General features: G+C 66.1%; 28 protein-coding genes. 13 read left to right on the top strand and 15 right to left on the bottom strand.

Going from position 1 to position 23,765, the window contains the following annotated elements:
* Positions 1 to 86 precede the first annotated feature (86 nt).
* Complete coding sequence (locus ACFQO4_RS09885; protein WP_500260752.1) at positions 87 to 896, bottom strand: sulfurtransferase; 810 nt, start codon at positions 894 to 896, stop codon at positions 87 to 89.
* A gap of 239 nt (positions 897 to 1,135) precedes the next feature.
* Between ACFQO4_RS09885 and ACFQO4_RS09880 the strand changes: the two genes are divergently transcribed.
* The 3 genes from ACFQO4_RS09880 to ACFQO4_RS09870 all read left to right on the top strand — a co-directional run bounded on the left by ACFQO4_RS09880 (position 1,136) and on the right by ACFQO4_RS09870 (position 3,247).
* Positions 1,136 to 2,002, top strand: coding sequence for a sulfurtransferase (locus tag ACFQO4_RS09880; protein WP_500260751.1), 867 nt, complete (start codon positions 1,136 to 1,138; stop codon positions 2,000 to 2,002).
* A gap of 100 nt (positions 2,003 to 2,102) precedes the next feature.
* Positions 2,103 to 2,741: a rubrerythrin family protein gene (locus ACFQO4_RS09875; RefSeq protein ID WP_500260750.1), complete on the top strand. Its 639-nt coding sequence runs from the start codon at positions 2,103 to 2,105 to the stop codon at positions 2,739 to 2,741.
* A gap of 182 nt (positions 2,742 to 2,923) precedes the next feature.
* Positions 2,924 to 3,247, top strand: a complete 324-nt coding sequence (locus ACFQO4_RS09870) for a 4Fe-4S dicluster domain-containing protein (RefSeq protein WP_253430650.1) — start codon at positions 2,924 to 2,926, stop codon at positions 3,245 to 3,247.
* A gap of 22 nt (positions 3,248 to 3,269) precedes the next feature.
* On the opposite strand, the gene ACFQO4_RS09865 is transcribed toward ACFQO4_RS09870, so the two are convergent.
* Complete coding sequence (locus ACFQO4_RS09865; RefSeq protein ID WP_253430648.1) at positions 3,270 to 3,434, bottom strand: DUF6757 family protein; 165 nt, start codon at positions 3,432 to 3,434, stop codon at positions 3,270 to 3,272.
* A 125-nt stretch (positions 3,435 to 3,559) separates the two neighbouring features.
* Here ACFQO4_RS09865 and ACFQO4_RS09860 point away from each other — a divergent pair, with 125 nt between their 5' ends.
* Positions 3,560 to 4,432, top strand: coding sequence for a hypothetical protein (locus ACFQO4_RS09860; protein ID WP_500260749.1), 873 nt, complete (start codon positions 3,560 to 3,562; stop codon positions 4,430 to 4,432).
* 12 nt (positions 4,433 to 4,444) lie between these two features.
* Here ACFQO4_RS09860 and ACFQO4_RS09855 read toward each other — a convergent pair whose 3' ends face one another.
* Positions 4,445 to 5,236, bottom strand: coding sequence for a PHP domain-containing protein (locus tag ACFQO4_RS09855; RefSeq protein WP_500260748.1), 792 nt, complete (start codon positions 5,234 to 5,236; stop codon positions 4,445 to 4,447).
* Between the two features lie 264 nt (positions 5,237 to 5,500).
* Between ACFQO4_RS09855 and ACFQO4_RS09850 the strand changes: the two genes are divergently transcribed.
* Positions 5,501 to 5,788 (top strand): DUF5789 family protein, encoded by a 288-nt coding sequence (locus ACFQO4_RS09850; RefSeq protein ID WP_500260747.1) that lies wholly within the window; start codon positions 5,501 to 5,503, stop codon positions 5,786 to 5,788.
* A 112-nt stretch (positions 5,789 to 5,900) separates the two neighbouring features.
* On the opposite strand, the gene ACFQO4_RS09845 is transcribed toward ACFQO4_RS09850, so the two are convergent.
* Complete coding sequence (locus tag ACFQO4_RS09845) at positions 5,901 to 6,914, bottom strand: DUF5784 family protein (protein ID WP_500260746.1); 1,014 nt, start codon at positions 6,912 to 6,914, stop codon at positions 5,901 to 5,903.
* A gap of 109 nt (positions 6,915 to 7,023) precedes the next feature.
* Here ACFQO4_RS09845 and ACFQO4_RS09840 point away from each other — a divergent pair, with 109 nt between their 5' ends.
* Entirely contained in the window at positions 7,024 to 7,197 is a 174-nt protein-coding gene (locus ACFQO4_RS09840; RefSeq protein ID WP_253438040.1) for a DUF5786 family protein, read from the top strand.
* A 62-nt stretch (positions 7,198 to 7,259) separates the two neighbouring features.
* On the opposite strand, the gene ACFQO4_RS09835 is transcribed toward ACFQO4_RS09840, so the two are convergent.
* The 3 genes from ACFQO4_RS09835 to ACFQO4_RS09825 all read right to left on the bottom strand — a co-directional run bounded on the left by ACFQO4_RS09835 (position 7,260) and on the right by ACFQO4_RS09825 (position 10,104).
* Positions 7,260 to 8,300: a YkgJ family cysteine cluster protein gene (locus ACFQO4_RS09835; protein WP_500260745.1), complete on the bottom strand. Its 1,041-nt coding sequence runs from the start codon at positions 8,298 to 8,300 to the stop codon at positions 7,260 to 7,262.
* Between the two features lie 86 nt (positions 8,301 to 8,386).
* Positions 8,387 to 8,575: a DUF8028 family protein gene (locus ACFQO4_RS09830; protein ID WP_500260744.1), complete on the bottom strand. Its 189-nt coding sequence runs from the start codon at positions 8,573 to 8,575 to the stop codon at positions 8,387 to 8,389.
* Positions 8,576 to 8,976: 401 nt separating this feature from the next.
* Positions 8,977 to 10,104, bottom strand: coding sequence for a S1C family serine protease (locus tag ACFQO4_RS09825; RefSeq protein ID WP_500260743.1), 1,128 nt, complete (start codon positions 10,102 to 10,104; stop codon positions 8,977 to 8,979).
* Between the two features lie 173 nt (positions 10,105 to 10,277).
* Between ACFQO4_RS09825 and ACFQO4_RS09820 the strand changes: the two genes are divergently transcribed.
* The 3 genes from ACFQO4_RS09820 (at position 10,278) to ACFQO4_RS09810 (ending at position 14,167) form a co-directional block, all read left to right on the top strand.
* The gene (locus ACFQO4_RS09820; protein WP_500260742.1) at positions 10,278 to 11,702 is read left to right on the top strand and encodes a tRNA pseudouridine(54/55) synthase Pus10; all 1,425 of its coding nucleotides are present in this window, start codon (positions 10,278 to 10,280) and stop codon (positions 11,700 to 11,702) included.
* 204 nt (positions 11,703 to 11,906) lie between these two features.
* The gene (locus ACFQO4_RS09815) at positions 11,907 to 13,085 is read left to right on the top strand and encodes an aspartate kinase (protein WP_500260741.1); all 1,179 of its coding nucleotides are present in this window, start codon (positions 11,907 to 11,909) and stop codon (positions 13,083 to 13,085) included.
* 209 nt (positions 13,086 to 13,294) lie between these two features.
* Positions 13,295 to 14,167, top strand: a complete 873-nt coding sequence (locus ACFQO4_RS09810; protein WP_500260740.1) for a hypothetical protein — start codon at positions 13,295 to 13,297, stop codon at positions 14,165 to 14,167.
* Positions 14,168 to 14,240: 73 nt separating this feature from the next.
* Here the strand turns inward: ACFQO4_RS09810 and ACFQO4_RS09805 are convergent, their stop codons facing one another.
* The 6 genes from ACFQO4_RS09805 to ACFQO4_RS09780 all read right to left on the bottom strand — a co-directional run bounded on the left by ACFQO4_RS09805 (position 14,241) and on the right by ACFQO4_RS09780 (position 18,314).
* Positions 14,241 to 14,840: a histidine phosphatase family protein gene (locus ACFQO4_RS09805; protein WP_500260739.1), complete on the bottom strand. Its 600-nt coding sequence runs from the start codon at positions 14,838 to 14,840 to the stop codon at positions 14,241 to 14,243.
* A gap of 18 nt (positions 14,841 to 14,858) precedes the next feature.
* On the bottom strand, positions 14,859 to 15,143 hold the full coding sequence (gene hisE / locus ACFQO4_RS09800; protein WP_500194661.1) for a phosphoribosyl-ATP diphosphatase: 285 nt from the start codon (positions 15,141 to 15,143) through the stop codon (positions 14,859 to 14,861).
* Positions 15,144 to 15,608: a bifunctional nuclease family protein gene (locus ACFQO4_RS09795; protein WP_500260738.1), complete on the bottom strand. Its 465-nt coding sequence runs from the start codon at positions 15,606 to 15,608 to the stop codon at positions 15,144 to 15,146.
* Positions 15,609 to 15,987: 379 nt separating this feature from the next.
* The gene (locus ACFQO4_RS09790; RefSeq protein WP_500260737.1) at positions 15,988 to 17,235 is read right to left on the bottom strand and encodes an ABC transporter substrate-binding protein; all 1,248 of its coding nucleotides are present in this window, start codon (positions 17,233 to 17,235) and stop codon (positions 15,988 to 15,990) included.
* A 173-nt stretch (positions 17,236 to 17,408) separates the two neighbouring features.
* The gene (pdxT, locus tag ACFQO4_RS09785) at positions 17,409 to 17,987 is read right to left on the bottom strand and encodes a pyridoxal 5'-phosphate synthase glutaminase subunit PdxT (protein WP_500260736.1); all 579 of its coding nucleotides are present in this window, start codon (positions 17,985 to 17,987) and stop codon (positions 17,409 to 17,411) included.
* 165 nt (positions 17,988 to 18,152) lie between these two features.
* Positions 18,153 to 18,314 carry a preprotein translocase subunit Sec61beta gene (locus tag ACFQO4_RS09780; protein WP_254158420.1) on the bottom strand — a complete coding sequence of 54 codons (162 nt, stop codon included), beginning with the start codon at positions 18,312 to 18,314 and terminating at the stop codon, positions 18,153 to 18,155.
* Positions 18,315 to 18,411: 97 nt separating this feature from the next.
* Here ACFQO4_RS09780 and ACFQO4_RS09775 point away from each other — a divergent pair, with 97 nt between their 5' ends.
* Positions 18,412 to 18,639, top strand: a complete 228-nt coding sequence (locus ACFQO4_RS09775) for a DUF7472 family protein (RefSeq protein ID WP_500260735.1) — start codon at positions 18,412 to 18,414, stop codon at positions 18,637 to 18,639.
* A gap of 145 nt (positions 18,640 to 18,784) precedes the next feature.
* On the opposite strand, the gene priL is transcribed toward ACFQO4_RS09775, so the two are convergent.
* A complete protein-coding gene (gene priL / locus ACFQO4_RS09770; protein WP_500260734.1) occupies positions 18,785 to 19,870 on the bottom strand; it encodes a DNA primase regulatory subunit PriL in 1,086 nt (361 codons plus the stop codon).
* 154 nt (positions 19,871 to 20,024) lie between these two features.
* Between priL and ACFQO4_RS09765 the strand changes: the two genes are divergently transcribed.
* On the top strand, positions 20,025 to 20,918 hold the full coding sequence (locus ACFQO4_RS09765) for an alpha/beta fold hydrolase (RefSeq protein WP_500260733.1): 894 nt from the start codon (positions 20,025 to 20,027) through the stop codon (positions 20,916 to 20,918).
* A 73-nt stretch (positions 20,919 to 20,991) separates the two neighbouring features.
* On the top strand, positions 20,992 to 21,900 hold the full coding sequence (locus ACFQO4_RS09760) for an HNH endonuclease (RefSeq protein ID WP_500260732.1): 909 nt from the start codon (positions 20,992 to 20,994) through the stop codon (positions 21,898 to 21,900).
* A gap of 12 nt (positions 21,901 to 21,912) precedes the next feature.
* On the opposite strand, the gene ACFQO4_RS09755 is transcribed toward ACFQO4_RS09760, so the two are convergent.
* Positions 21,913 to 22,335 carry a CBS domain-containing protein gene (locus tag ACFQO4_RS09755; RefSeq protein WP_500261174.1) on the bottom strand — a complete coding sequence of 141 codons (423 nt, stop codon included), beginning with the start codon at positions 22,333 to 22,335 and terminating at the stop codon, positions 21,913 to 21,915.
* 171 nt (positions 22,336 to 22,506) lie between these two features.
* Here ACFQO4_RS09755 and ACFQO4_RS09750 point away from each other — a divergent pair, with 171 nt between their 5' ends.
* Positions 22,507 to 23,745, top strand: coding sequence for a digeranylgeranylglycerophospholipid reductase (locus ACFQO4_RS09750; protein WP_500260731.1), 1,239 nt, complete (start codon positions 22,507 to 22,509; stop codon positions 23,743 to 23,745).
* Positions 23,746 to 23,765 lie beyond the last annotated feature (20 nt).

Here is a 23,765-nt window from a genome sequence, read left to right as displayed (position 1 = left end):
CGGGCCGGTTAAGCCCTTTGTCCGTGCGGGACGCCTCCACACGGCCCGGTTTCGCGTCGTACGCTCACGTGCTCGTGGACGTACGCTCACCCGCTCGCTCCCCGCTCGATCACGCCGTCTCGAGCTTCCCACTCGGTCAGGCTCCCCTCGTAGAAGCCGACCCGATCGAACCCGAGCCACCGGAGGACGACGTACGTGTGGCTGATCCGGCGCGCCGTGTTGCAGTAGAGGATCACCCGTCTGTCGGGCGTGATCCCGTAGTCGGCGAACAGGTCTTCGAGGTCGTCCCTGGATTTGAGCCGACGGCGGTCCTCGTCGACGGTCGAGCGCCAGTCGAAGCGGACGGCCCCCGGCAGGTGCCCCGTCTCGAACTCCTCGCGCTCGCGCGTATCGACCAGGACGTGATCGTCCGAGTCGGGTTCCTCGAGCACAGCCTCGATGGTCTCGGCGTCGACCAAGGGGCTCGACTCGAGGTCGAGCGATCGTGCGTCGTAGGTCGTCTCGGTGACCGTCTCGGTCTCCTGGGACGTCTCGTGCTCGCGGGCCCAGCCGCTGTAATCGGTCTCGAGCAGGCGGACGTCCTCGTGACCGTAGAGCTGGAGAGTGACGAGCACCCGGGCGGCGAAGACGCCGTAGGTGTCGTCGTAGACGACCACGGTATCCGTGGGCTCGACGCCAGCCGAACCCAGGAGGGATTCGATGACCGATTGCCCCGGAAGCGTCCCCGGGTCGTCGCTCTCGCGGTCGCGAAACTCGTCGAACGGGAGGTTCACCGCTCCCGGAAGGTGACCGATGCCGTCGAACTCCCAGGCGTCTCGCACGTCGAGGAGGCGGACCGACGGGTCCTCCTGGTGGGCTTCGAGCCAGTCGACCGAGGCGACGATGGTCTCGCTCATCGACGAGGATTCGTTGTCGAGGCTCCAGAGACCACCGATCACGGCAGGTGTCCCCGTCTGACCGAGGTAGCGGCAACAATTTCCGAACCCCGGACTCGATCGGTCGGAAACGTCTCGAGAACGCCCGTCGCGGTCCCGAGGCGCTTCGAAGTGGCGGCAAGATTGGCCAGTATGGTCGAGCGACGACCGTATTGGCCGATTCGCCAGTCGCTTTCCGTGCCGTCCCCATAGTACCGACCATGGCAGACGACACCTACGCCAACGACGTCCTGGTCACCGCCGACTGGGTGGCCGACCGACTCGACCAGTTCGAGAGCGACGACCCCGAGTACCGGCTGCTCGAGGTCGACGTAGACACCGAGGCCTACGACGAGAGCCACGCTCCCGGTGCTATCGGGTTCAACTGGGAGACCCAGCTCCAGGACCAGACGACGCGCGACATCCTCTCGAAGGAGGACTTCGAGGACCTGCTGGGCAGTCACGGCGTCAGCGACGACTCGACGGTCGTCCTGTACGGCGACAACGCCAACTGGTTCGCCGCCTACACCTACTGGCAGTTCAAGTACTACGGCCACGACGACGTCCGCCTGCTCGACGGCGGCCGCGAGTACTGGCTCGAGAACGACTACCCGACGACCGACGAGGTTCCCGAGTTCTCCGCCGTCGAGTACGACGCCTCCGGCCCGCGCGAGTCCATCCGCGCCTACCGCGACGACGTCGAGAACGCCATCGACAAGGGCCTCCCGCTCGTCGACGTCCGCTCGCCCGAGGAGTTCTCCGGCGAAGTCCTCGCGCCCCCGGGACTGCAGGAGACCGCCCAGCGTGGCGGCCACGTCCCCGGCGCGAAGAACATCTCCTGGGCGGCCGTGACCGACGACGACGGCACGTTCAAGAGCCGCGACGAACTCGAGGAACTGTACGCCGAGGAGGGCATCGATGGCGACGAGACGACCGTCGCCTACTGCCGCATCGGCGAGCGCTCCTCGGTCGCCTGGTTCGCGCTGCACGAACTGCTGGGCTACGAGGACGCCGTCAACTACGACGGCTCCTGGACCGAGTGGGGCAACCTCGTCAACGCGCCAATCGAGACCGGCGACGGGAGCTGAACGAGACCGAACCCGCTAAATTCGTCCGCCGTCGTGAGCGCCTCTCGCCGATCACGGCGATAGAAACACGATTCTCCGCGTCTATCGTTCACGTAGACTCATGACCGACACCGACACGTTCCTCGAGACCATCGAAGACGAGAACCGGACTCCCCTCTCGCGACTCGGCTCCTCGAAGTCGCTATACGCCGCGACCGAGGGCGACATCGACACCGAACCCGTCCTCCGGGCGGCCGCGGATGCCGAGTACGCCGCCTGGCAGACGTTCGAGGCGTGGGTCGACGACGAACCCCACGACGGCGCTCGCCGGGCCTTCGCCGCGGCCGCGAGCGACGAGCGCGACCACTACGAGACCGTCACCGACCTCCTCGAGGACGATCACGACCCCGAGGACGCGGAGACGCCCGCGCTCCACGAGTACCTTCGCGAGCGAGAGGATACCGTCTCGCGGCTGGGCAGCCTCCTCGGCCGCATCCTCGCCAGTGACCGCTCGAAGAGCCAGACCGTCGGCTTCTTCGTCGGCAGCGCCGATCCCCGGACCGCCCAGGTCTTCCGGGACTTCGGCGACGACCTCGAGACCCAGCGCGAGACGACGCTCGAGGCGCTCTCGACGGTCTGTGAATCCGAGGAGGACTGGAACCGGGCGAAAGAAGCCGCGACGGGAGCAATCGAGGCGGCCTACGGCGAGTACGTCGAGACCCTCGAAGGACTGGGGGCGAACCCGAAGCCGGTCTGTTGAGATCATCGACCGACGGCACTCCCTCTCACCCAATATATAGGCCACCGTCGCGAAGAATCGTCAAAAACTCGAGAGGCGTTCCCGTCCTGCACTTTTAGGCACACCTAACTCGAAATTTCGACACGGAGTATATAAATGGAGGGATACAGTTAAGGGCCCATCGAACGATGTGCACGTTAGCAATGGCCATTGATCCGCAGTTCCACGAGAATCGAGAGAAAGTCGGCGAGGAGAACGGCGTCGCCGTCTGGGGGCCGGTCGACGAACCCGAGCAACTCGGGATCCACGGCACCCACGTCGCCGTTGACTACGACATCTGCATCGCGGACGGGGCCTGCCTCGAGGACTGTCCCGTCGACGTCTTCACCTGGGTCGACACGCCAGGTCACCCCGAGAGCGATCAAAAGGCTGAACCAACGAAGGAGGCCCAGTGCATCGACTGCATGCTCTGTGTCGACGTCTGTCCGGTAGATGCGATCGACGTAGACGCGGGTCGTACGGCGTAAAAAGGGCGCAAACGGCGCTTTTTCACTCCGCGCGGTCGACGTTGACTCGTTCTTTCAGCGTCTCGAGACCGTCTGCCTCGGCGAGCTCCTGCAACCGCTCCCGGAAGTGCTCCTCACAGAGGCCGACCCTGAGCCCGTCGGACTCGGCGGCGAAAGCGGCTTCCTGGTCGCAGTAGTGGCAGTTCATACGGCCCTGTATGGCACCAGTTGCATTGAACCCTCCGTTCTCGTCCGACGGGCTCACTCCGATGTCCGCCGACACGACGCGCCCAACCCAAACGTGTAAGATAACACCACTAATACAGGTCAGTAATGCAAGGTACCGCCTCCCGTGCTGGTCTCGTGATCCTCCTGGTCGTCCTCCTCGCCGGTTGCAGCGCGTTCGGTGCAGACGTCGAGGTGATCGACCGAGAGCCATACGGCGTCGACGAGCCAGTGGATCCAGAGCCCCCGGAGTCGGACGAACTGCTTCCAGGACTCACTAGCGAGGGCGTGACGAGTTCACACAAGCTCGCTGGGGCCCACGCCAATGCGCTCACCGAGCGAGGGTTCAGCCTCGAACAGACCACGACGAGCTATCGGTCGAACGGCTCGGTCGTCCGTGAGCACCGACTGAACACGACCAGTGAAGCTGGCGGGCCGGTAATCAGTCACTTGCGCTTTGACTTCGCTGACACGGCGAACAAATCCCGGTACGTGAGACAACGGGACGTCTGGCACGCGAACGAAACGCACCTCCGCACCCGAAGGACGGACGGATCAGTTCACTACGATCGAGCGGCCCGTTTCTCCCCGGAATTCCTGGGTGTGCGCGTCGTTGAGCAGGGTTTCGACTCGATGGAGAACGTGTCTGTAGCGCGTGCCGAACGCGAGGGCGAGACGTACTACGTCCTCGAGTCGTCCGATCTCAGCTCGAACTTCTCTAACACGGAGAACGCTTCGATGCGCGCGGTCGTCCACGAGGAGGGCTACGTGGCGTCCTTTCGCTGGGAGTATGAGTTCGGCGGACGGGAGACGTTCACGGAGGTCGTCGAACTGTCGACCGCTCGCGTCGGTGACCCTGACCTGAACGTCACGGCTCCGGAGTGGCTCGAGGATGCGAAGGAGGCGACTCGAGACGAGCAGGGTGAGCCATCCGAGACCGAGACTGAGACCGAGGAAACCGGAACTGAGACCGAGACGTAAGTATCCGCTCCCTCAGACGCCCTCGACGGGAACGGGCAACTCGAGGGCCTCGTACTCCGCCTGCGACAACCCGGCGACGCCCAGTTCCGTCTCGTGAGCGTCCGTCCCCCCGGTCGCGAGCAGGTCGTAGCGCTCGATGGTTCGCTCGACCGGCTCGAGGTCGACCTCGCGACCGTAGGGGTAGGCCAGCTCGACGGCGTCGAGGTCGGCCGCCAGCGCGAGTGCGGATTCGGGATCGGGGTATCGCAGAGGGTGAGCGAGCGAGACGATCGAACAGGCCTCGACGAGGATCTCGCGTCCCTCCGAGAACGACGTGACGTCCCGCGGCACGTAACACGGCCCGTCGTTCCCGATGAGGTGGTCGAACGCTCCCCTGTAGTCGTGACCCGAATCGGGATGGCTAGCGATGGCTCGAGCGACGTGCGGACGGCCGAAGCCGGTGTCGACCTCGAGACCGAGGTCGATCCCCAGTCGTTCCTCCACGTGCTCGACGATCCTCCGTCCGCGTTCGCGCCGATCTCGCTGGATGCGTTCGGTTTCGGCGACCAGGGCGTCGGTTCGCTCGACGCCGTAGCCGAGCAGGTCGACGCGCTGGCCCCCGTCGGTTTCGACGCGGAGTTCGATCCCCTGGACGAGCGTGACGCCGTCGCGCTCGACGACCGTTTCGTCGAACGGCTGGAGGCGGTCGTGGTCGGTGATGGCGACAACGGAGACGTCGGCGCGGCGGGCGGCGGCGGGGACGTCGGCGAGCTCGAGGCTGCCGTCCGAGCGCGTCGTGTGAACGTGAAGGTCGGCGTAGGGCATAGTGGGTGCTGACGGGCCGACGTTAAAGCGGTTGTCAGTTCCTTCGGGACGGGCCGGGTGCTCGTCTCGAGGGCCATCGACGAGCACGTCGATCGGAGATCCTTACTATATTTTATATACCAATAGGTAGATTGCCTCTCGTGCGAGAAATGGGCCGACCGACGGCTACACTCTAGGGTCATTAATGAATCAAAGGAATACGACCCTCCTGGGAGATGTTTATGGACAATGTTTATAATTATTGTTCAGGTTAGTCTGGCTGTAATGTTCCGTAACCGAACCAGCGAGTTCATCGACGCCCACGAGTACCCCGCGACGACGGAGGAACTGATCGAGGCCTACGGCGACCGGGACCTCGAGCTCCCGAACGGGTCCGAGCAACTCGGCGACGTACTCGGCCGCCTCGAGAGCGAGACGTTCGAGTCCGCCGACGACGCCCAGCTGGCAGTCTACTCCGCGGTGAGCGACAAGGCGGTCGGTCGCGTGGGTTACTCCGACCGGGATCCGACGCCGCTCGGCAGTCCGTACGCGCCCGTGCCGATGTCGTTCTAGACGCCGTTCGAACCCGTCGTTTTTGGCGGATAGCGAAAATTGATCGTTACCGAGCATCAGACTCGCTCGAGTATCCGTTCCGTTCGAGTATCGAGACCTCGCTCATACAGAGTCAGTCGACGAACGAAATCGCGTCCTCGAGGTCGAGCGGTACCGACCCCTTCTGATACCCCTCGACGCGCCCGTCGGGGCGAGCGCGGTAGACTACCGCGGGCCGGTGGCGAACGTCCGGCTGTTCGCCTCGGACGGCTGCCCAGGCGTCGTCGGGGAAACTCGAACAGTCCACGAACAGGGTCGCGCCGCCGCCGTGATTCGCGAGCTGGCCGCTGGTCTTCGTCTCGGCGGTGTCCCTGACGGCAGCGACAGGGCCGGCGGCAGCGCGGTTCGCTGGCGGCTGTGGTCGGGTGACCTCGACCAGCACGTTCGTGCCGGTCGCGGCGTCCTCGGCTCGATAGTCGAGCGAGTGGCCCGTCGTCACCTCGATCTCGGGGGTGATCTCGTAGCCGGCGTCGACGAGGATCTTCGCCGCGATGAACTCCGCCATCGCCGCGCTCATGCGAACCCGGTCGACGTGTGGGCTCGTGCCGAGTTTGCCCGCCATCACGTCGCGGTAGGGGTCGAGTGCGCCGGTCTCGAGGATTTCCTCGATGAACTGGGTCGCCTCGCGTCGACCCGCGTCGGGGAAGCCGGCGGCGTGCTCCCGGAAGAACGCTCGCGTCGACTTGCGGCCGTCTTTGGACATGAACACCGGGAGGAAGAACCACGAGATGTAGGGGTAGTCGGCCAACCAGGCCTCGCGCTCGTGGAGCGTCGCGAGGAGTTCCCGCTGGGCCCACCGGGCGACCTGGTAGGGGACGTCTTCCCAGGCGAACTTGTCCGTCCGCCACAGCGAGGACGGGGTCTCGGTGTTGCCCATCCAGTAGGCGTCGTCGTCCGAGCGAGCGAAGAGGGCGACGTCGCCGTTGGCCATCTCGAATCGGTGGGTGTCCCACTGACCGCCGATGGCGTACCACGGACCGGCGTCTCGAGCCCCGATGTTACCGTTTAGTGGGTTGAAAATCTCCTGTCTGACGCGCTGGTCGGACCAGCGCTGGGGCGAGTATCGAAAGCGAAGCGGCCGTGCCACGAGCGATCCTACGACCCGGATCGGCATACGTCTTCCTTTCTTCCGACCTGGTGATGTGAACGACCGTTACATTCATATGGCGATCGTTCCTACAATGAGTGTACTTGCCATGTCAATGGGTGCCTATGACGAAGACGAACACGAGCGCCGCGAACGCCAGGTGTCCCGGGTTGACACCGACTTCGACGACGAACGAACGATCCACGAGGGAACGATCGAGTACGACTCCGGCGACTCCGCTGACGCGCTACTCGATAAGTTCCGCGAGATAAAGTCGAACTGAGGGCTGCGGCCCATTTTCGACGATACTGCCCCTCGAGAGTCGTCCGTAGCGGTCGCTACTCCTCACTCGGGCCAGCCCGGCGTCTCGGGAGCGCCGCGAGCGACTTCGACGGCCTCGCCCTGGGACGGGTCGGCCGACGTCTCCGACGCGCGCCGTTCCCACTCGCGGATGGCCGCGCCCGCCCAGGAGCCGGCCTCGAGGACCTGTTCGTACGCCTGGTCGTAGTGATGATCGGAGATCGCGAGCGTCCCGGGGGCGGAGGCGGCGGCAACGGCGACGAAGGCCGCCCGGTCCTCGGTCGTGAGGTCGCCCGACACGAGGCGCTCGAGGCGTCCCTCGAGGGCGTCGGGGTCGGGGTGGACGAACAGCTTCTGGCCGATCGCCTGGGGGCCGAGGAGCAGGCCGTCGGTGGCTTCGACGTCGACGGTGACGCCTTCTTTTTTTCTGCTCCCTTGCTCATCGTCGCTCGAGTCCTCGAACCGTATTCGCTCGCCACCGATTGCCTCTTCGACGCGTTCGCACTCGGTCTGTTGCTCGAGGGCGACGTTGTGGGCGGGGTACTCCGCGCACTCGCTCGGGTACAGGTCGCCGCCGTGGATGCGACACTGGAGGGTTTCGGGGTCGAGAAACGTACAGGTCGGCAACCAGTCGGCGTCCTCGCGGCCGAAAGGAGCGACCGGCTTCGGCGGCTTCCGGAGTCCGACGAAGAAGGCCGGATGGCCGGCGATGGCAGCGACGTCGTAGCCGTCGATCGAAACGGACTCGTCGACTGTGTCGGCCTCCCACAGCCGTGGGATCAGTACGTCGCCGAACCCGGCCTCGAGGAACGCCCGGATCTCGTCGCGGGTGAGCGGCACGAGGTTGTAGACGTCGTCGATCGCGCTGCGACGGCGAATTGGGGTGCCATCCGTTCTCGTCTCCGTCTCCGCCTCCGTCTCCGTTCCTGTTGCAGTCTCTCCTCCCGTCTCCGCTTCTTCCCCAGCCCCCTCACCCGAGACACCGAGTCCGCATCGCTCGTGCTCGATGGTGTCTCGCTGATCGCCCTCGAGCAACGGTCGCCAGTCGATGCAACACCCGGCACAGCCCTGGCAGTACACCCGCATGTCGTGTGGTTGGCGGCCCAGGACTATCAATCGCCCACCGAAAAATTGGGAAACTGAAGAACTGGAAATCGGAAAACGGAAAACCGCTACTGGGGTTGAGAGCCCTGATAGTCGTGGCCCACGACGAGCGCGAGCACGTTGAACGCGACGAGGGCGAAGAAGACGCCGAGTCGGGTCGTCGAGTTAAGGCCGGTGAGGAACACCGGCACGTAAACGAACGGAAGGAGGGTGCCGACCCAGAACCCGACGGTCGTCACGGTCTCTCCGAGGTACATGGTCACGGCATCTCCTGTTTCGGGGGGAATGCGGTCACTGTCGCGTCGGTGGCTCGACGGGTGCGGGGCCCGTCGAACGAACCGGCGCGAGCAGGCGGTACGGTACGGCTCGAGTGAGGGGGATTCATGGCTGAGGCGGGAGCGACAGTTCGAAGTGTCGACACCGATCACTATTGTTATCGACCAGTTAACGGCCGTCCGTCGTGGATTTACTCCAGCAACCGAGCGTTTCGATTCCGTTCGTCCACCGATACCGACGCTCACGAGAACTGATCTGTACGGGTGGCTTACTCGAGCGAGGACCGCACACTCGAGCGTAGGGATTGCCTTCTCCGGGAGATCGGCGGATTTCGTTTGAGCCGGTTTGGTTTGAACGGGCTCAAAACGGATTTAGAACGAACTCAGAACGGACCAAAATCCGGCTCGGGTCGCTCGCCGAGGGTCAACTCGACGGTTCGCTCCTCGCCGTCGCGCATCACCACGATCGCGATCGTATCGCCGGGGTCGGTCTCGAGCGCGAGGTACGTCGAGAGCGCGTGATTGTCCGGGATCGGTTCGCCGTCGATCTCCCGGATCACGTCGCCGCCGACCGGAATCACGTTCTCGATCTCGCTCGGCTCGAGGACGCCGTCCGCGGGCCCACCATCCGGCGTCTCGACCACCAGCACCCCCTGAGCGCGCTCGAGGTCGTTGGCCTCGGCGAGCGTGGGGTCGACCGGAACGAGACGAATCCCCATGTGGGAGTGGCGGAACTCGTCTCGATCGACGAGCGCGGGGACTACGCGACGCGAGAGTGCCGCGGAGATGGCGAAGCCGATGTTGTCGCCCTGGGTAGCGTGGACGACGCCGACGACCGCGCCGTTCATGTCCACGAGCGGGCCGCCGCTGTTGCCGGGGTTGACCGCCGCGTCGGTCTGGACGACGTTCGGGTAGGAGAAGTCGTGCCAGCCCGGCGAGACGGCCCGGTTGACGCCGCTGACGATGCCCTGGGACATCGAGCCGTCGAGGCGGACCGGGTTGCCGATGGCGAGCACCTCCTGGCCGACGACGGGCCGCTCTTCGGCGAACGAGAGCGGCGTCACCGAATCGGGAACCTCCTCGAGTTCGACGACGGCCAGGTCGCTGTAGAAGTCGGTGCCGATCACCTCACCACTCGTCCAACGGCCGTCGGCGTACTGGACGGAGACGTCGACGTCCGTGCTGCTGAAGACGACGTGGTCGTTGGTCACGAGGTAGCCGTCGCCGTACAGGAACCCCGATCCCTCGCCCTGTGTCGGGATCCGGCTCCCGTCCTGGCCGTTCTCCGCCACGCGGACGAGAGTGACGGCGTCGCTCGTGGCCTCGTACACCTCGGTGTACGCAGAGCCATCGGCCCGGTCTTCCTGGTCGACGTCGACCGTCGTGTTCCCCTGGTCGAACGGCACCGCGCTCGAGGAGGAGCCGGGTTCGGCGCAGCCGGCGACGGCGGCGAGCGCGCCAGTTGCGGCCATCGAGAGGACGCGGCGACGGGTCGGTCGTGGGTCGGTCATACAGGAGAGACGGGCCAGAGGCGTGTAAAAGTCATCGCCTATCAGTGAACTGGTTTCCGCAGGGTGTCGGATTTTTGCTCTCCAGTTTCCCATTCGTGGTCCACGGTTTCGTCGCGACTCGAGTCCGGACGGGAAGGGAAAGCGTGTTACCCCCGGCCTGCCCATACCGGGACATGACGCTCACGGAAGACGCCCGGGCACTCCTCGCGTCGGGACCGGTCTGTGACGCCTGCCTGGGCAGGCCCGTCGCCGACCGGAGTTTCGGGCTGACCAACGCCGAACGGGGGCGGGCGCTGCGGACGACGGTCGCGCTGGCCGACGACGAGGACTTCGAGCCAGTCGACCCGCTCGACTGCTGGGTCTGTGAGGGCTACTGCGGGACGTTCGAAGCCGTCGCCGACACCGTCGTCGCGGCCCTCGAGGGAATCGACTTCGACACCTACCAGGTGGGGACGCGCGTTCCGCCGCTGGTCGAGGAGAACGACCGCCTGCTCCGCGAGGACGCTGGATTCGACCTCGACGCGGGCGAACCGCTGAAACGGGAGTTCAACCGCGAGGTCGGCCGCCGCGTTGGCGCCCGGACCGGCGCCGCGTTCGAGGTCGAGCGCCCCGACGTGCTGGCGGTGATCGACCTCGAGGCGTTCGATCCGTTCGAGGTGCTCGAGGCCGTGAAGGAGAGCGAGAGCGAGGCCGTGAACGAGGGTGAGAGCGAAAGCGCGAGCGCCAGCACGGACGACACGCGCGTACCCGTGACGAGCCACGCCGTCGACCTGCAGGTCAACCCCGCGTTCGTCTACGGCCGCTACCGCAAACTCGAGCGCGACATCCCCCAGACGGAGTGGCCCTGCCGGGAGTGCGGCGGCGACGGCGTCCAGCTCGGCGACGAGGGCGAGGAGCCCTGCGAGTACTGCGGCGGCTCGGGCTACCTCTACGACGAGAGCGTCGAGCAGTTCGTCCGTCCCCACGTCGTCGACGCGATGGACGGCGAGTCCGGCACCTTCCACGGCGCCGGCCGGGAGGACGTCGACGCGCTGATGCTCGGGACGGGCCGGCCGTTCGTCCTCGAGGTGAAACACCCACGGATACGATCGCCCGACCCGGAAGCGCTCGAGGCGGCGATCAACGAGTCCGCCGACGGGTCCGTCGAGGTCGAGGGACTGCGCCTGGCGACCTACGAGATGGTCGAGCGCGTCAAGGAACACGACGCGAGCAAGCGCTACCGGGCACAGGTCGCGTTCGAGGAGCCCGTCGACCAGGCGACGTTCGATGCGGCCCTCGAGGCGCTCGACGGAGCGACCCTCGAGCAGTACACGCCCGAGCGGGTCGACCACCGGCGGGCGAGCCTCACTCGAGAGCGCACCGTCCACGCCATCGAGGGCGACCTGCTCGAGCCGACCCGCGCGGAGGTGTCGGTCCACGGGGAGGGTGGTCTCTACATCAAGGAACTCATCAGCGGCGACAACGGCCGGACGGAGCCGAGCCTGGCGGGCTTGCTCGAGGTCGGCGCCGAGGTGACGGCCCTGGACGTGACCGCCGTCGAGGGCGAGGACGAACCGTTCGAGCGCGACGAATTCTTTCGGGAGCCGTCGTCGGCCTGAGCTCGGTCGCTCTCGACGTGAGGCCGATCGGTTTTGTCGATTCGACGGGCAAACGCGATCAGTGACGGGGGGTCTAGAGGGCCGCTCGAGGCGACTAAACGACGGTAAAAATGCGACGGAAGGACACAGTTATCTGACCGCTCTGGTAACGGTCTGGCATATGAGCGATGCCACCGTGACGCCGTCGACCGCGCGGGTGAGTCGATGCGCGTCGTAGCCAAGTTCGGCGGGACGAGCCTCGGCAGCGGCGACCGGATCAATCGCGCGGCCGACTCCATCGCCGCCGCCGTCGCCGACGGCCACGAGATCGCCGTCGTCGCCAGCGCCATGGGCTCGACAACCGACGACCTGCTCGAGGAGATTACCTTCGAGGCCGACGACGCCGACCGCGCCCAGATCGTCAGCATGGGCGAACGAACCTCCGTCCGGATGCTCAAGGCGGCCCTCTCCGCCCGCGGGGTCGACGCCGCCTTCTACGAACCCGGGAGCGAGGGCTGGCCCGTCATCACCGACGAGTTCGGCGAGGTCGACGTCGAGGAGACCAGGCGCCGTGCGGCCGCCCTCTCGGCGGAACTCGGGGACACCGTGCCGGTCATCACGGGCTTTCTCGCGGAGGGGCCGGACGGTTCCGTGACGACCCTCGGACGCGGCGGATCGGACACGACCGCGGTCATGCTCGGCAACTACATGGACGCCGACGAGGTCGTCATCGTGACCGACGTCGAGGGCGTCATGACGGGCGATCCACGAGTCGTCGAGGGCGCCCGCAACGTCGGCGAAATATCCGTCGACGAACTTCGAAACCTCTCGTTCCGCGGCGCAGAGGTCGTCGCCCCCTCCGCACTTTCGTACAAGCACGGGCAACTCGGCGTTCGTGTCGTCCACTACCAGCACGGCGACTTGCTGGCCGGCGGGACGAACATCGAGGGCCAGTTCCAGAGCCTCGTGGACATGCGCGAGGAACCCCTGGCCTGTCTCACCGTCGCCGGGCGCGCGATTCGGAACAAGCCGGGCGTCTTCCAGTCGTTGTCGGCCGCCCTCGGGGAGAGCGACATCAACATCGACGCCGTCGCCAGCGGCCTCGACTCGGTGACCTTCTACGTCGACGAGGACGCCTCCGAGCGCGCCGAGAACATCCTCCACCGCGAGGTCATCGCCCGGAACGAACTCTCGAGCGTCACCGTCGACGCCCCACTCGCCGTCGTCCGCGTCACCGGCGGCGAACTCCCGAACCAGCCGGGGGTCATCCAGGGCATCGTCGGCCCGCTCGCGGACGCCCGAATTAACGTCCACGACCTCATCACCTCGGCGACCAGCGTGGCCATCTTCGTCGACTGGGACGACCGGGAGGAGACGCTCGAAATCACGCAGGATCTGTTCTGACGGCGTCGCCGGTCGTGATCGAAATCGACGCCATCCGAGTTCGGTCGAGCCGGAGGTGCAGTATGCGGGGTTGGGATATGCAGTACGCGGCGCTGGCTGTGCAATAGGCGAGGGGCGTTCGGTGGCGGATGGTGACCGTTCGGACGATACGACAGTTCGATCGACCGCCGATACGATTTACAGTTCGTACTGTCGTGCTAAATATTGTCATGGAGCGCAAGCGCGACACCCCGACGATTCGGCGCCGGACGCTGCTCGCAGCCGCCGCCTCGGTGGGCGGTTCGTCCGTGATCGGAACCGCGACCGCAAAGCGGTCCGAACGCTCGAGTCGACGCTGTCCGGAGGCGACGATCGAACCGGACGCGGCCCCGTGCGACGGTGCGAGCACGGACGGGTGTGCGGACGACCATCCGACAACGGCCGAACTCAGGGAGCGAGCGAAGGCGGCGATCGAGGACCAGTACGCCACCGTTGGCGACCTACTCGATCGGGGATTCGTTCCCTACTTCGACGCCGCACGCCTCGAGTCCGAGAACGGGTGGTCACACTGGCTGCACCCGGCTCACATCGGCGACGACGTCGTCCTGGATCCCGACCGTCCCGAGGCGGTCCTCGTCGACAACGAGTTCTGGCGACCCATCGGCGTCATGTTTATCGCCACCGTCGACGGCGACCCGGTCGAGCGGCCGCCCGTGCTCTACGCTCGAGAAGACGCAGAGAACGAAACGACCGACGACTCGCCCGCCGCGGGGCACCGGTGTTCACCCTGGCACTACCACCGCGGCCTGCCCGGCCGCTTCGCGTGGAAGTACTACCGCCAGGTGTACGAGCGCGACTACCGAGAGGGGGACGTCTCACTCCCCTGTCGGACGCCGTGCGTGCTGCACGTCTGGACCGTTCCGCACCCCGACGGCACCCACGCTCATGGCGCGCCGCCTCCGGCCGAACGCGGCGGCCCGCCGGCCAACGACCCCGGGTTCGAGACCGACATCAATCCGGACGAGGCGCGCCTCGACTGGGACGTCTTGCCGGACGACGTGGTTCCGGACCGGAGGCCCAGCGAATTTCTCGACTCCTGGTGATTCCCTGCGGAGATCGCTCGTCGGCCTCAGCCGTTCGGTTCTACCGGCAATCCCCGCGGGCGCGCCCGTTCCGTCAATCGCCGGCGCCTCGAGCACCGGGGTCGATCCTCGCGATCCGCTCCGGGGTTCCCCACCGGTAAGTCACCTGGTACACGTCCGGCATCACCATTTCGCGCCAGAAGTCGAAGTCGTACCGGTCGTCGTAGGCCCGCAAGACCAGTGCCAGGAGGTTGCCGTGGGTGCCGACGATCACGTGGTCGCCGGGCCACCGCTCGAGCGTTCGCTCGACGGCCTCGAGGCCGCGCGCCTGCGCCTCGTCGTTGGATTCGCCACCCGGCCAGGCGAACGTAGGCTCCGTCCAGACTCGCTCAATCGCCGCCTCGAAGTCCTCGACGTGGTCCCCCGCCAGCGCCCGCTCCCGAAACCCGTCATCCGTGACGACGCTCGTTCCGGCGGCGTCGGCAATCGGCTGGACGGTCTCGACTGCCCGTGCGTAGGGGCTCGAGACGACGGCGTCGACGGTACGGTCGTCACGAGCGAGCACGTCGGCGACCCGAGCAGCGTCGCGACGCCCTCGCTCGGAGAGTCCTCGTTCGGCCTCCCGGTTCGGTACGTAGGGGGAGTGGGCGTGGCGGACGAAGGTGAGCGTCGTCGCGACGGTCGTCGGAGACACAGTTACGAGAAACGGCCGTCAGCGACGCGCCTCGAGTTCCGCCTCGAGTTCCGAAAGTTCCACGTCCTTCATCGAGAGCAGGACGAGCAGGTGGTAAACGATATCCGCGGCCTCGTGGGCAATCTCCTCGCGGTCGTCGTCTTTGGCCGCCAGTACGAGTTCTGTCGACTCCTCGCCGAGTTTCTCGAGGACGGCGTTTTCTCCCTTTTCGTGGGTGAACAGCGACGCCGTGTACGAATCTTCCGGGAGCGTTTCTTTGCGATCCTCAATCACCGCGAACAGGGCCTCGAGCGTGTCGTCCATTTACAGGTCACCGGTCTCGTCGAGGGGTTGTAACTGTTCGAACTTCTCGCTGTCGTCTCGTCCGGCCTCGAAGACGCCTTCGGTGACCTCGATTGGGACGTTCGTCCGGGCTGCCAGCGCCAGCGAGTCGCTCGGCCTGGCGTCGACGACGACCGTCTCCCGGGGCGTCTGGACGTGCAGGTCCGCGATGTAGGTGCCGCCCTGCCCGTCGTCACTGTCGGCGAGTTCGCTTACGACGATGCGGTCGACCCGCCCACCCAGTTCCTCCATCACGTCGAGCAACAGGTCGTGGGTCAGCGGCCGACCGATGTCTTCGGCCTCGAGGCCGCGGACGATGCTGGTCGCCTCCTCGAAGCCGATGAATATTGGGATCACGTCCGTCTCTCCCTCGACCCCCAGGACGACGACCGGGACCGGTCCCTGCGGGGTCCCCGCGACGCGAACCGCGTCGATCGATGCCTTCATACGCTCTCTCACGACGGCGGGTGAGAAAAAGAGTAGGTACGTGCTGGTCTCGTCGAATTCGAATCGTCCACGGAGACGGTGCAGCGGCCGGCGCCCTCGTTCGAACGCGGCCGAGTCTGCGCTCGGACCGTGGATGAAGATCAGGAGATGCGCGGCGCGAATGGGCTCTTCGCCCCATCCACACCCGCGGCCTCGAGACGCTCGGGTGCGCGAACGACCTCGAATCCGCCACCCGTTCGTCGAATCGCTCGCGGTTGCGGACACGGGAAGCCACGCCTGCTGACAGCGAAACCACTCGACGTCGACGGGCCGGATCCCGTTTTCGCTCGCGGTCGATCCGACCGGCGCTGTCGGTTCCGGGGACGTGAGTCGTCGCTGCTCACGCGTCGCTCCCCTCCGTAACGATAGTGCTCACCCGCTGGCGATCGAACAACTGCTCGTCCGCGTCGAAGTCGGGATAGCTGTTACCGTCTTCGTATCCCGGCCACTCGCCGAATTGCTCCGGATAGAGCTGTTTGGCCGTCATCTCGAGCTGGAACAGGTTCATGAGCGGTCCCTGGAACCGCGTTCCCTGCGTGTACACTCGCCCCTCCTGGACCGCGGAGAGGTGGCCGCCGATGGAGTGATCCTCGAGATTTGCGCGCAACGCCTCGAGATCCACCGACGACGTCATCCCCCAGAGCACGAGGAGGACGTCGGGGTCGGCCTCGAGCAGCGTCTCGAAGTCCACCGAGGCGAACTCGCCAGTGATCTCGAGGTCCGCGAACGCGTCGGTCGCACCGAGCGGTCGCGTGTGGGCGTTGTAGTAGCCGGGCGCGTTCAACCGGAGGACGGAGACGGCGCTGAGGTCGGTCGGGAGCTGGAGGTAGCCGACTGTCGGACGATCCGCTTGTGCCGGGCGATCGCGCTCGATTCTGTCGAGGAGGTCAGCGTGGACCGACGCCAGCGCCTCGTATCGGGCTCGCTCGCGGTAGACGGCGGCGACCCGTTCGAACAGTTCCCAGAGCGTGTAGTACTCGTAGTCGGCGGCCCACGCCTCGGGCGGCGTCTGGTGAAGGGTGCTGTACTGGTTGCCGAACCACGGCGCGACGGTGTCGGCGATTCGATCGATGGCGTCGCGGTCCCAGCCATCCTGCGTCGACAGCCAGGCGGGGTCGACGAGGTGGAGGTCGCTGTCGAGTTCGTACAGTCGCTCCTCGTTCGCCCCGTACTGGCCCTCGAGGTCCGCCCAGGAAACCGACACGCCCTCGAGACCCGCGGTGAAGTACTGCATGATCGCGTCGAACTCCTCGGCCCACCACAGCGAGTTGATACTGTCGCCGTGTCCGAGCGCGACCGCCATGTCGGCGTACCAGGGGAAGACGGTGAAGACGGATTCCGGAACTGCGTCGAACGTCACCTCACCCACGGGCGCCAGCGTGGCGGTGTGAGGTTCGTCTTCGGAACGGGTGGCTTCGTCGTCCGGATCGCCTTCGGCACCCGATCCGGTCGACGTGGGCGAACCCCCGTCTCCGTTCTCCTCTCCGGCCAGACAGCCAGAGAGTACGCTACCGCCGAGGACGGTTCCACTGTACGCGATCGTCTCTCGCCGGGTCAGCCCTCGGCGAGTCCCCGCTTCTCTCGACATACGAGTTAGGCTCGCCTAAACCAATATAACTCCCTCGATCTTTAGGCAGACCTAAATATAGTGGGTTTGTCGGCTCTCCCCCGTGGAAACGGCTCCTCTCGAGCGAACCGTCTTCCTGCGGCGGGAGAGGGCGCCGGCCGACTACCGTAGCTGCTGACCCACGTTGTCTCGGCTCACTCGAAAAACGCCAGTTCGTGGATTCGGTCGTCCTGCGTCAGTTCCGGGTGGAACGACGTGGCGACGACCGATCCCTGTTGAACCGCAACCGGGCGTCCCTTCCACTCGGCGAGCACCGTCGCGTCGCCGACACGGTCGATCACCGGGGCGCGGATGAAGACGCCGGGGAACGGTTCCTCGAGCCCTGCGACCTCGAGCGGAGCCTCGAAGCTGTCTTTCTGCCGACCGAAGGCGTTGCGCTCGACGTGGACGTCGAGGAGGTTCAGCGTCTCGACGCGGTCGTCCTGGGCGTCGGCCGCAGCGACGATCAGGCCTGCACAGGTCGCGAGCAACGGCTTTCCGGCGTCGACGTGGTCGACGATTTCTTCGGCGATTCCCTCGCGGTGGACCAGCCGCGAGATGGTCGTCGACTCGCCGCCGGGCATCGCGAGCAGGTCGCACTCGGGTACCACGCCGGCGGTTCGAATCTCGTGGACGACGACATCTTCGCCTCGAGCCTCGCAGGCGCGTTCGATCGCTGCCGCGTGCTCGCTGACGTTCCCCTGCACCCCGACGACGCCCGCAACCAGTGTCATAGCTTACCGTAGTGGGGGTGGGGAGAAAAAGAACGCGTCACGAATGCGGAATGGTGGTCTCGGAATCGATCGGAACGGCCGCAGGGCCGTGTAGTGGTGACTCGCCGGGGATTCGAGGATTCGGTACTCGACGGCCCGAGGCGTCCGAAGCGCGCGACGAGTAATCTACGCGACGAACGTCAACAGCTGAACGAGTACGCCGAGCAAGACGCCGAAGGCAATCACGGTCTTCGGATCGATACGGATCCCGCGGTCGTCCTCGGAGTCGAAGTAGCGAACGAGTCCAGCACTGGACATCAGTCCGCCGGTGTTCTGACCTTTATCCATACTCGATCATACGTCAGCCCCACACTAAGTCTTTCGACCCCGACCGACCCTTCGCCTTCGAAGCGCTTTTGATCGCAGCGACGAAATCCACGCTATCATGCTCGAGCGCGACCGACTCATCGAAATCGGCGTCGCGATCCCGATGGTGGCCATCATGATCGGTGCGATGATGGTCGTCGGCGAGAATCACAAGACGAACGGGACGCTCACGCCCGAGGGCGGACAGCTCCTCGTGGGGACGATCATCGGCTTCGTCGTACTCATGCTGGCGGTCGGCATCGCGCTCGCGTACGTGACGAACGATTCTACCGACGCGTCGGCCTGAACAACTGACACGTCAGCCTGTAACTCGAGTCGGTTCGTCCCCGTTCGAACCGCCACGCTTCGCGCTCGCTTCTTCGCGTTCGTCTTTTCGCGTTCGTTCCGTCGAGACACAATTTCCGAGAACCCGCGGCGCCAGACGTCAGTCGTCAGTCGCCCTCGGCCGACTGCCCACTCTCGGCGCGCCAGTCCTCGAGGTCGTCCTCGTCAGCGTCGTCGATGCGGTGCTCGTAGTAGGCCATCGGGTGCGGAATCCGCTCACAGAGGTCGTCCTTGTTCACGCAGTCGCCGTACGACTGCATGGTGGCACACGACGGCGGCGAGTACTCCGTCGGGGAGCTATCGCCCCGAATATGGTCGGTCTGGTAGCGCGTCATCTCCTCGCCGAAACTCGAGTTGACCCGGTAGAGGTCGACGATCTGGTCGGTGGTCATCCCGATGCTCGTCAGGAAGGCCGTGATCGCGAACCGCGAGTGATGAGGCAGGTGCTCGCCCTTCTGGACGTCGTCGAGCAGCGCCTTCATACACGGCGGGAACAGGTCGGGGACGACGGTGTCGATCTCCCGGGTGAGATCCATTTCGGCCAGCACCTCGCGGATTTCGGCGGCTTCGTCCTCGAGCGCGGCCGCAATTGATTCGGGCACGTCGAAGGGGAGGCCGTCCTCGACGCGGGTCCGGACGGCCTCGCGGACGAGCGTCAGGAGTTCGGCCTCGGTGATCGGCACCTTGCCGCCGGCGAGCGCTCGGTTGACCAGCCGCCACTCATCCGCCCAGAGGTCGTCCGCGAGCGGGAGGTAGGCGCCGACGTCGATTCGGTACGTCGGGGGGTCGTCGGCGACCGACCGCACCGACGGCCCGAGGTCGAACTCCGCGAGTAGCGTCTCGAGGTCGACCCCGGTCGACTCGACGCTCTTGAGTTCGGTCGTGTCCGTGAAGTCGGCCGTGAACCGATCGAACGCCGTCTCGGCCTCCGCACGGGCGTACTTTCGAATCAGGACGTTCTCGGCGACCAGCGACACGAGGACGCGCGCGACCGGGTAGGAGAGCAGTTCGACGCGGGCGTCGCGACTCGGCTCGCCCGTTCCGCCGTCCTCGAGGGCGGCGACGACGCGCTCGCGGGCGCGCTCGACGACCGCCCGGTCCTGCTCGACGACCGTCGCCAGGTCGACCGCCTCGGTGGCGACGGCCTCGCGGGCGGCCTCGAGGAAGGGGTAGCGAGCGTGGAGCCGTTTCATCAATCCATACATTCCGCCGGGGATGGTTAAACACACGGTTTACCAGTTCGGCCATTTATCTTACCGGCCAGGTGCCAGAACGCGCTCGACCTGGGCCCGAGTCGGCAGTCGGCAGTGGTGTCCGTTCAAGAGGCCGGACCTCGTACCTCGAGGCATGCCACGGGTCACGCGAGACGGCGTGTCGATTCACTACGAGCGCGAGCGAGGGGACGGACGAGGGGAGGGGGTTCCCGTCGTCTTCCTGCAGGGACTGGGCCTCGGGCGCTGGCAGTGGCGCTGGCAGCGCGAGGCGCTCGCCGGTGCCGGCGAGTACGACCTGATCGCCCCCGACACGCGGGGTACGGATCGCTCCGACGCCGGACTCCCCCCGCTCGTCGGTCGACTCCCGCGACGCCTCCGGTCGCCGCTCCTGCGATCGCGTCTGAGCTACTCCGTGGGCGGACTCGCCGCCGACCTGGAGGCCGTACTCGAGGACGCCGGGGTTCGAGACGCCCACCTCGTCGGTCTGGACCTAGGCGGGATGGTCGCCCAGCGCTACGCGCTCGAGTACTCGCGCTCGGCCTCGCTCACCCTGATCGGGACGAGCCACGGCGGGGTCGACGCGATGGCGATGGACGAGGACGTCCTGTCGGAACTCATCGCGAGTGCCGATTCGCCGCGCGAGACCGCTCGCGAGCGCCTCCGAACACTCTTCACCGAACGCTTCACCAACCGCAACCCCCACCTGCTGGATCGACTGGTCGAGTGGCAACTCGCCCAGGCGCCGTCGAACCCGGCGCTCGAGTCCCAGCTGGGAGCGATGACAGGGTTCGACGTGAGCGACCGCCTCGAGGGCATTCGCCTGCCGACGCTCGTGATCCACGGGAGCGAGGATCGGATCGTCCCGGTCGAGAACGGTCGTCTGTTCGAGGCGAAACTCCCGAACGTCCAGTTCCTCGAGATCGAAGGTGGTTCTCACGGTTGTTTCCTCGAGCAGGCCGAGCGGGTGAACGACGTACTCACGTCGTTCCTCGCGGAAGTGTCGACGACCACGACGGCGACAGTCTGACGTGACGACGAAGCGCCCGGTCTCGCGCACCGACAGCCGGAGCGTTTTTGCGCTGCCGGCGTGACCAGCAGTCGTGGAACCCGACGCTCGACCCTGGCAGGCGGATCGCGAGGTGATCTTCGAACGCGACGGTCACGCGTGCCGATACTGCGACAGCGATTCCGGCTCCCGTACCGACTCGTCGTCCTGCCGCGTCGCGGCGGTCGGCGACGTCGCCCTCGAGGGCACGGTTCACGAGAGCGCGCTCGTCACCGTCTGTGACGACTGCTTTCGGACGCTGCACCGCTCTCAGGACGGCGTCTTCGACGAGCGAACGCGCCTCTTCGAGACGATTCGCGACGTGACGAGACGACAGAGCGACGCCATCTCGACCGTCGCCTCGTTCGCCTCACTCGCGACGCAGCTGCCGGCGGCGATCGAGGAGGGCGAGAACGACCGCGCGACCTACGTCACCGCTCGCCAGGACGCCTGCCTCGCGCTCGCGATGGTCGACGCGACCCTCGACCCGCTCGAGCGAGCACCGGCCGAGTCTGATCTCGAGGCGCTCGCAGCGGGAGCGGCCGACGAAACGGGCGAAGCGGTGACGAACGACGGTGGCGAAGCGAACGACGACCCGCCAGTCGACACGCTCTCGGCGGCGCTCGAGGCGTTCTGCACCGCGGCGCGGAGCCTCCAGCGCGACCTACGCGAGGTGGTCGAACTCTCGGACGGTATCGCGGTCGGACTCGGGTGCTGTTATGGCTGTTTCACGGGGCTCGAGGGCGCGGACGACCCCGCCGTTCTCGACCCCGACTCGTCCCGCCAGTGCCCGACCTGTGGCCTCGAGTCGCCCGCCCTCGAAGACTGGCGCGATGCGGACGGCGACCTCGCGTTCGACGCGCTCTACGGGGCGATCAACGACTCGCTTCAGGCGAGTTCGAAGACGACGACGGCGCTCACGGCGCGGACGCAGGTCGTCGCCGAGTGCCTCTTCGAGAAGTGAGTGCGAACACCATCAGTACGGTGCGCGCTGCTCGCGGATCACGCCGACGAGTTCGCTCTGTTCGTCCGCCAGCAGTTCGCTCAGGTCGTCGAGCGTGATGATCCCCACGAGGGAGCCGTCGTCGTCGACGACCGGCAAACGCCGGACGTTGCGTTCGTTCATCCGTTCGGTCGCGTCGTAGAATCCCGCATCGACGCCGATCGTGTGAACCGTTCCGGACATGACGTCCTCGGCGGTCGTCGATTCGGGGTCGTCGCCGTCGACCAGGACTGCGAGCGCGAGGTCACGGTCGGTCACGATGCCGACGGGTTCGTCCCCTTCGGTGATGACCACGCTGCCGACCATCTCCTCGTCCATCATGGATGCAACGTCTCGGATGGAACTGTCCGGCGACGCGGTGACGACGTCGCTCCGGGCGAGCGTCTCGAGTGACATGCGTCGTGCTACGGGGCCGAGATATGTAGTACCGCCACCGGTGATTGCAGGCGTGACGGCCGGTTCGTTCGGCCGACGGGTGCCAGTCGGTCGCATATCTCACGCGAGTGTGACGTTCATTCGCGAACATAACTGGGTATACTCATAATGCTCCAGCACAGTCTGTGCCTTATGAACGGAGATTGCGACGTAGTGATCGCCGGGGCCGGGCCCGCTGGTGCGCAGTGTGCGCGGGACCTGGCCGCCCGCGGGTACGACGTCGTCGTCCTCGAGACGGAGGCGGAAGCGGAGTTCCCGAAACAGAGCAACAAGTCGACGGCCGGCACGTTCCCGTCGATGATGGCCTCGTTCGGGATTCCCGACGACGTCGTCCAGCAGTTCACCGAATCCGTGGTGCTCGAGTCGCCGAACGACTACTACGTACAGGACCAGCCGGGTGCGGTGCTGGACTTCGGGAAGTTCAAGCGGTACCTGGTCGAGGACGGCCGCGAGAAGGGTGCGGAGTACCGCTTCGACTCGCGGGCGACGGCGCCGATCACGGAGGGCGGCGAGCCTGTCGGCGTCACCTACAGTGGTTCCGAGGAACTCTACGCCGACATCGTGATCGACGCGACGGGTCCCGCGGCGCCGCTGGCGAAGAAACTCGGCGTGAGCGACCTCAAGCGGAAGAACCACGCCATCGGGATCGAGTACGAACTCGAGGGGATCGAGGTCGACCACCCCGACTACGCCGACCTGACCGACGCGATGATGCTGCGCCTCGACCACGACATCGCGCCGGGGGGTTACTCCTGGATCTTCCACACCGGCGGGGACACCGCGAAGGTGGGCGTCTGTTACATCCAGAACGACAGTCACCACCAGCACGGCCGGGACAACTTCAACATCGACGACTACCTCCAGCACTGGATCGACACCGACCCCCGATTCGCAGAGGCCGAGCGAATCGAAGGCCGCCAGCACCGCGGGTCGGCACACATCCAGCCGCCGGGTCAGATCCACACCGACCGGTTCATGGCCATCGGCGACACCGTCCCGACCGTCGACCCACTCTGGGGCGAGGGGATTCACACCTGCATGAAATCCGGCCGGGCGGCCGCCGTCGCCGCCGACAGCTGTCTGAAACACGGCCAGATCGAGCCCACCGCCGACAATCTCGCGGTCTACGACACGCTCTGGCACCGGGACGTCGCTCCGAACGTGGACACGCGGCTCCTGATGACCCACCTGCTCTACCTCGCCTCGAACGACCGCTACGACGACCTCATGGCGGACCTGAACCGCTTCGACACCGACACGTTGGCTCAGGCCAACAAAGGGAGTCGGCTCGCGCTCGCGAGACTCCTCGGCGTTCGGGATTTGCCGCTGATCGCTCGTGTGCTTCGGGCGCGGCGGGACTGGTACAACTAGGGGCCCGTACTCGGCGGCAA

This window comes from Saliphagus sp. GCM10025334, assembly GCF_042663485.1.
Taxonomy (GTDB): Archaea; Halobacteriota; Halobacteria; order Halobacteriales; family Natrialbaceae; genus Natronosalvus.
Note: the sequence above shows the minus strand (reverse complement) of the source record. Positions and strands in the feature narration are given on the sequence as shown.

Excerpts from the sequence above, each read along its gene's own strand:
- ACFQO4_RS09885 (WP_500260752.1), bottom strand. The coding sequence starts at position 896 with ATGAGCGAGACCATCGTCGCCTCGGTCGACTGGCTCGAAGCCCACCAG.
- ACFQO4_RS09880 (WP_500260751.1), top strand. The coding sequence starts at position 1,136 with ATGGCAGACGACACCTACGCCAACGACGTCCTGGTCACCGCCGACTGG.
- ACFQO4_RS09875 (WP_500260750.1), top strand. The coding sequence starts at position 2,103 with ATGACCGACACCGACACGTTCCTCGAGACCATCGAAGACGAGAACCGG.
- ACFQO4_RS09870 (WP_253430650.1), top strand. The coding sequence starts at position 2,924 with ATGGCCATTGATCCGCAGTTCCACGAGAATCGAGAGAAAGTCGGCGAG.
- ACFQO4_RS09865 (WP_253430648.1), bottom strand. The coding sequence starts at position 3,434 with ATGAACTGCCACTACTGCGACCAGGAAGCCGCTTTCGCCGCCGAGTCC.
- ACFQO4_RS09860 (WP_500260749.1), top strand. The coding sequence starts at position 3,560 with ATGCAAGGTACCGCCTCCCGTGCTGGTCTCGTGATCCTCCTGGTCGTC.
- ACFQO4_RS09855 (WP_500260748.1), bottom strand. The coding sequence starts at position 5,236 with ATGCCCTACGCCGACCTTCACGTTCACACGACGCGCTCGGACGGCAGC.
- ACFQO4_RS09850 (WP_500260747.1), top strand. The coding sequence starts at position 5,501 with ATGTTCCGTAACCGAACCAGCGAGTTCATCGACGCCCACGAGTACCCC.
- ACFQO4_RS09840 (WP_253438040.1), top strand. The coding sequence starts at position 7,024 with ATGTCAATGGGTGCCTATGACGAAGACGAACACGAGCGCCGCGAACGC.
- ACFQO4_RS09835 (WP_500260745.1), bottom strand. The coding sequence starts at position 8,300 with ATGCGGGTGTACTGCCAGGGCTGTGCCGGGTGTTGCATCGACTGGCGA.
- ACFQO4_RS09830 (WP_500260744.1), bottom strand. The coding sequence starts at position 8,575 with ATGTACCTCGGAGAGACCGTGACGACCGTCGGGTTCTGGGTCGGCACC.
- ACFQO4_RS09825 (WP_500260743.1), bottom strand. The coding sequence starts at position 10,104 with ATGACCGACCCACGACCGACCCGTCGCCGCGTCCTCTCGATGGCCGCA.
- ACFQO4_RS09820 (WP_500260742.1), top strand. The coding sequence starts at position 10,278 with ATGACGCTCACGGAAGACGCCCGGGCACTCCTCGCGTCGGGACCGGTC.
- ACFQO4_RS09815 (WP_500260741.1), top strand. The coding sequence starts at position 11,907 with ATGCGCGTCGTAGCCAAGTTCGGCGGGACGAGCCTCGGCAGCGGCGAC.
- ACFQO4_RS09810 (WP_500260740.1), top strand. The coding sequence starts at position 13,295 with ATGGAGCGCAAGCGCGACACCCCGACGATTCGGCGCCGGACGCTGCTC.
- hisE (WP_500194661.1), bottom strand. The coding sequence starts at position 15,143 with ATGGACGACACGCTCGAGGCCCTGTTCGCGGTGATTGAGGATCGCAAA.
- ACFQO4_RS09795 (WP_500260738.1), bottom strand. The coding sequence starts at position 15,608 with ATGAAGGCATCGATCGACGCGGTTCGCGTCGCGGGGACCCCGCAGGGA.
- ACFQO4_RS09790 (WP_500260737.1), bottom strand. The coding sequence starts at position 17,235 with ATGTCGAGAGAAGCGGGGACTCGCCGAGGGCTGACCCGGCGAGAGACG.
- pdxT (WP_500260736.1), bottom strand. The coding sequence starts at position 17,987 with ATGACACTGGTTGCGGGCGTCGTCGGGGTGCAGGGGAACGTCAGCGAG.
- ACFQO4_RS09780 (WP_254158420.1), bottom strand. The coding sequence starts at position 18,314 with ATGGATAAAGGTCAGAACACCGGCGGACTGATGTCCAGTGCTGGACTC.
- ACFQO4_RS09775 (WP_500260735.1), top strand. The coding sequence starts at position 18,412 with ATGCTCGAGCGCGACCGACTCATCGAAATCGGCGTCGCGATCCCGATG.
- priL (WP_500260734.1), bottom strand. The coding sequence starts at position 19,870 with ATGAAACGGCTCCACGCTCGCTACCCCTTCCTCGAGGCCGCCCGCGAG.
- ACFQO4_RS09765 (WP_500260733.1), top strand. The coding sequence starts at position 20,025 with ATGCCACGGGTCACGCGAGACGGCGTGTCGATTCACTACGAGCGCGAG.
- ACFQO4_RS09755 (WP_500261174.1), bottom strand. The coding sequence starts at position 22,335 with ATGTCACTCGAGACGCTCGCCCGGAGCGACGTCGTCACCGCGTCGCCG.
- ACFQO4_RS09750 (WP_500260731.1), top strand. The coding sequence starts at position 22,507 with ATGAACGGAGATTGCGACGTAGTGATCGCCGGGGCCGGGCCCGCTGGT.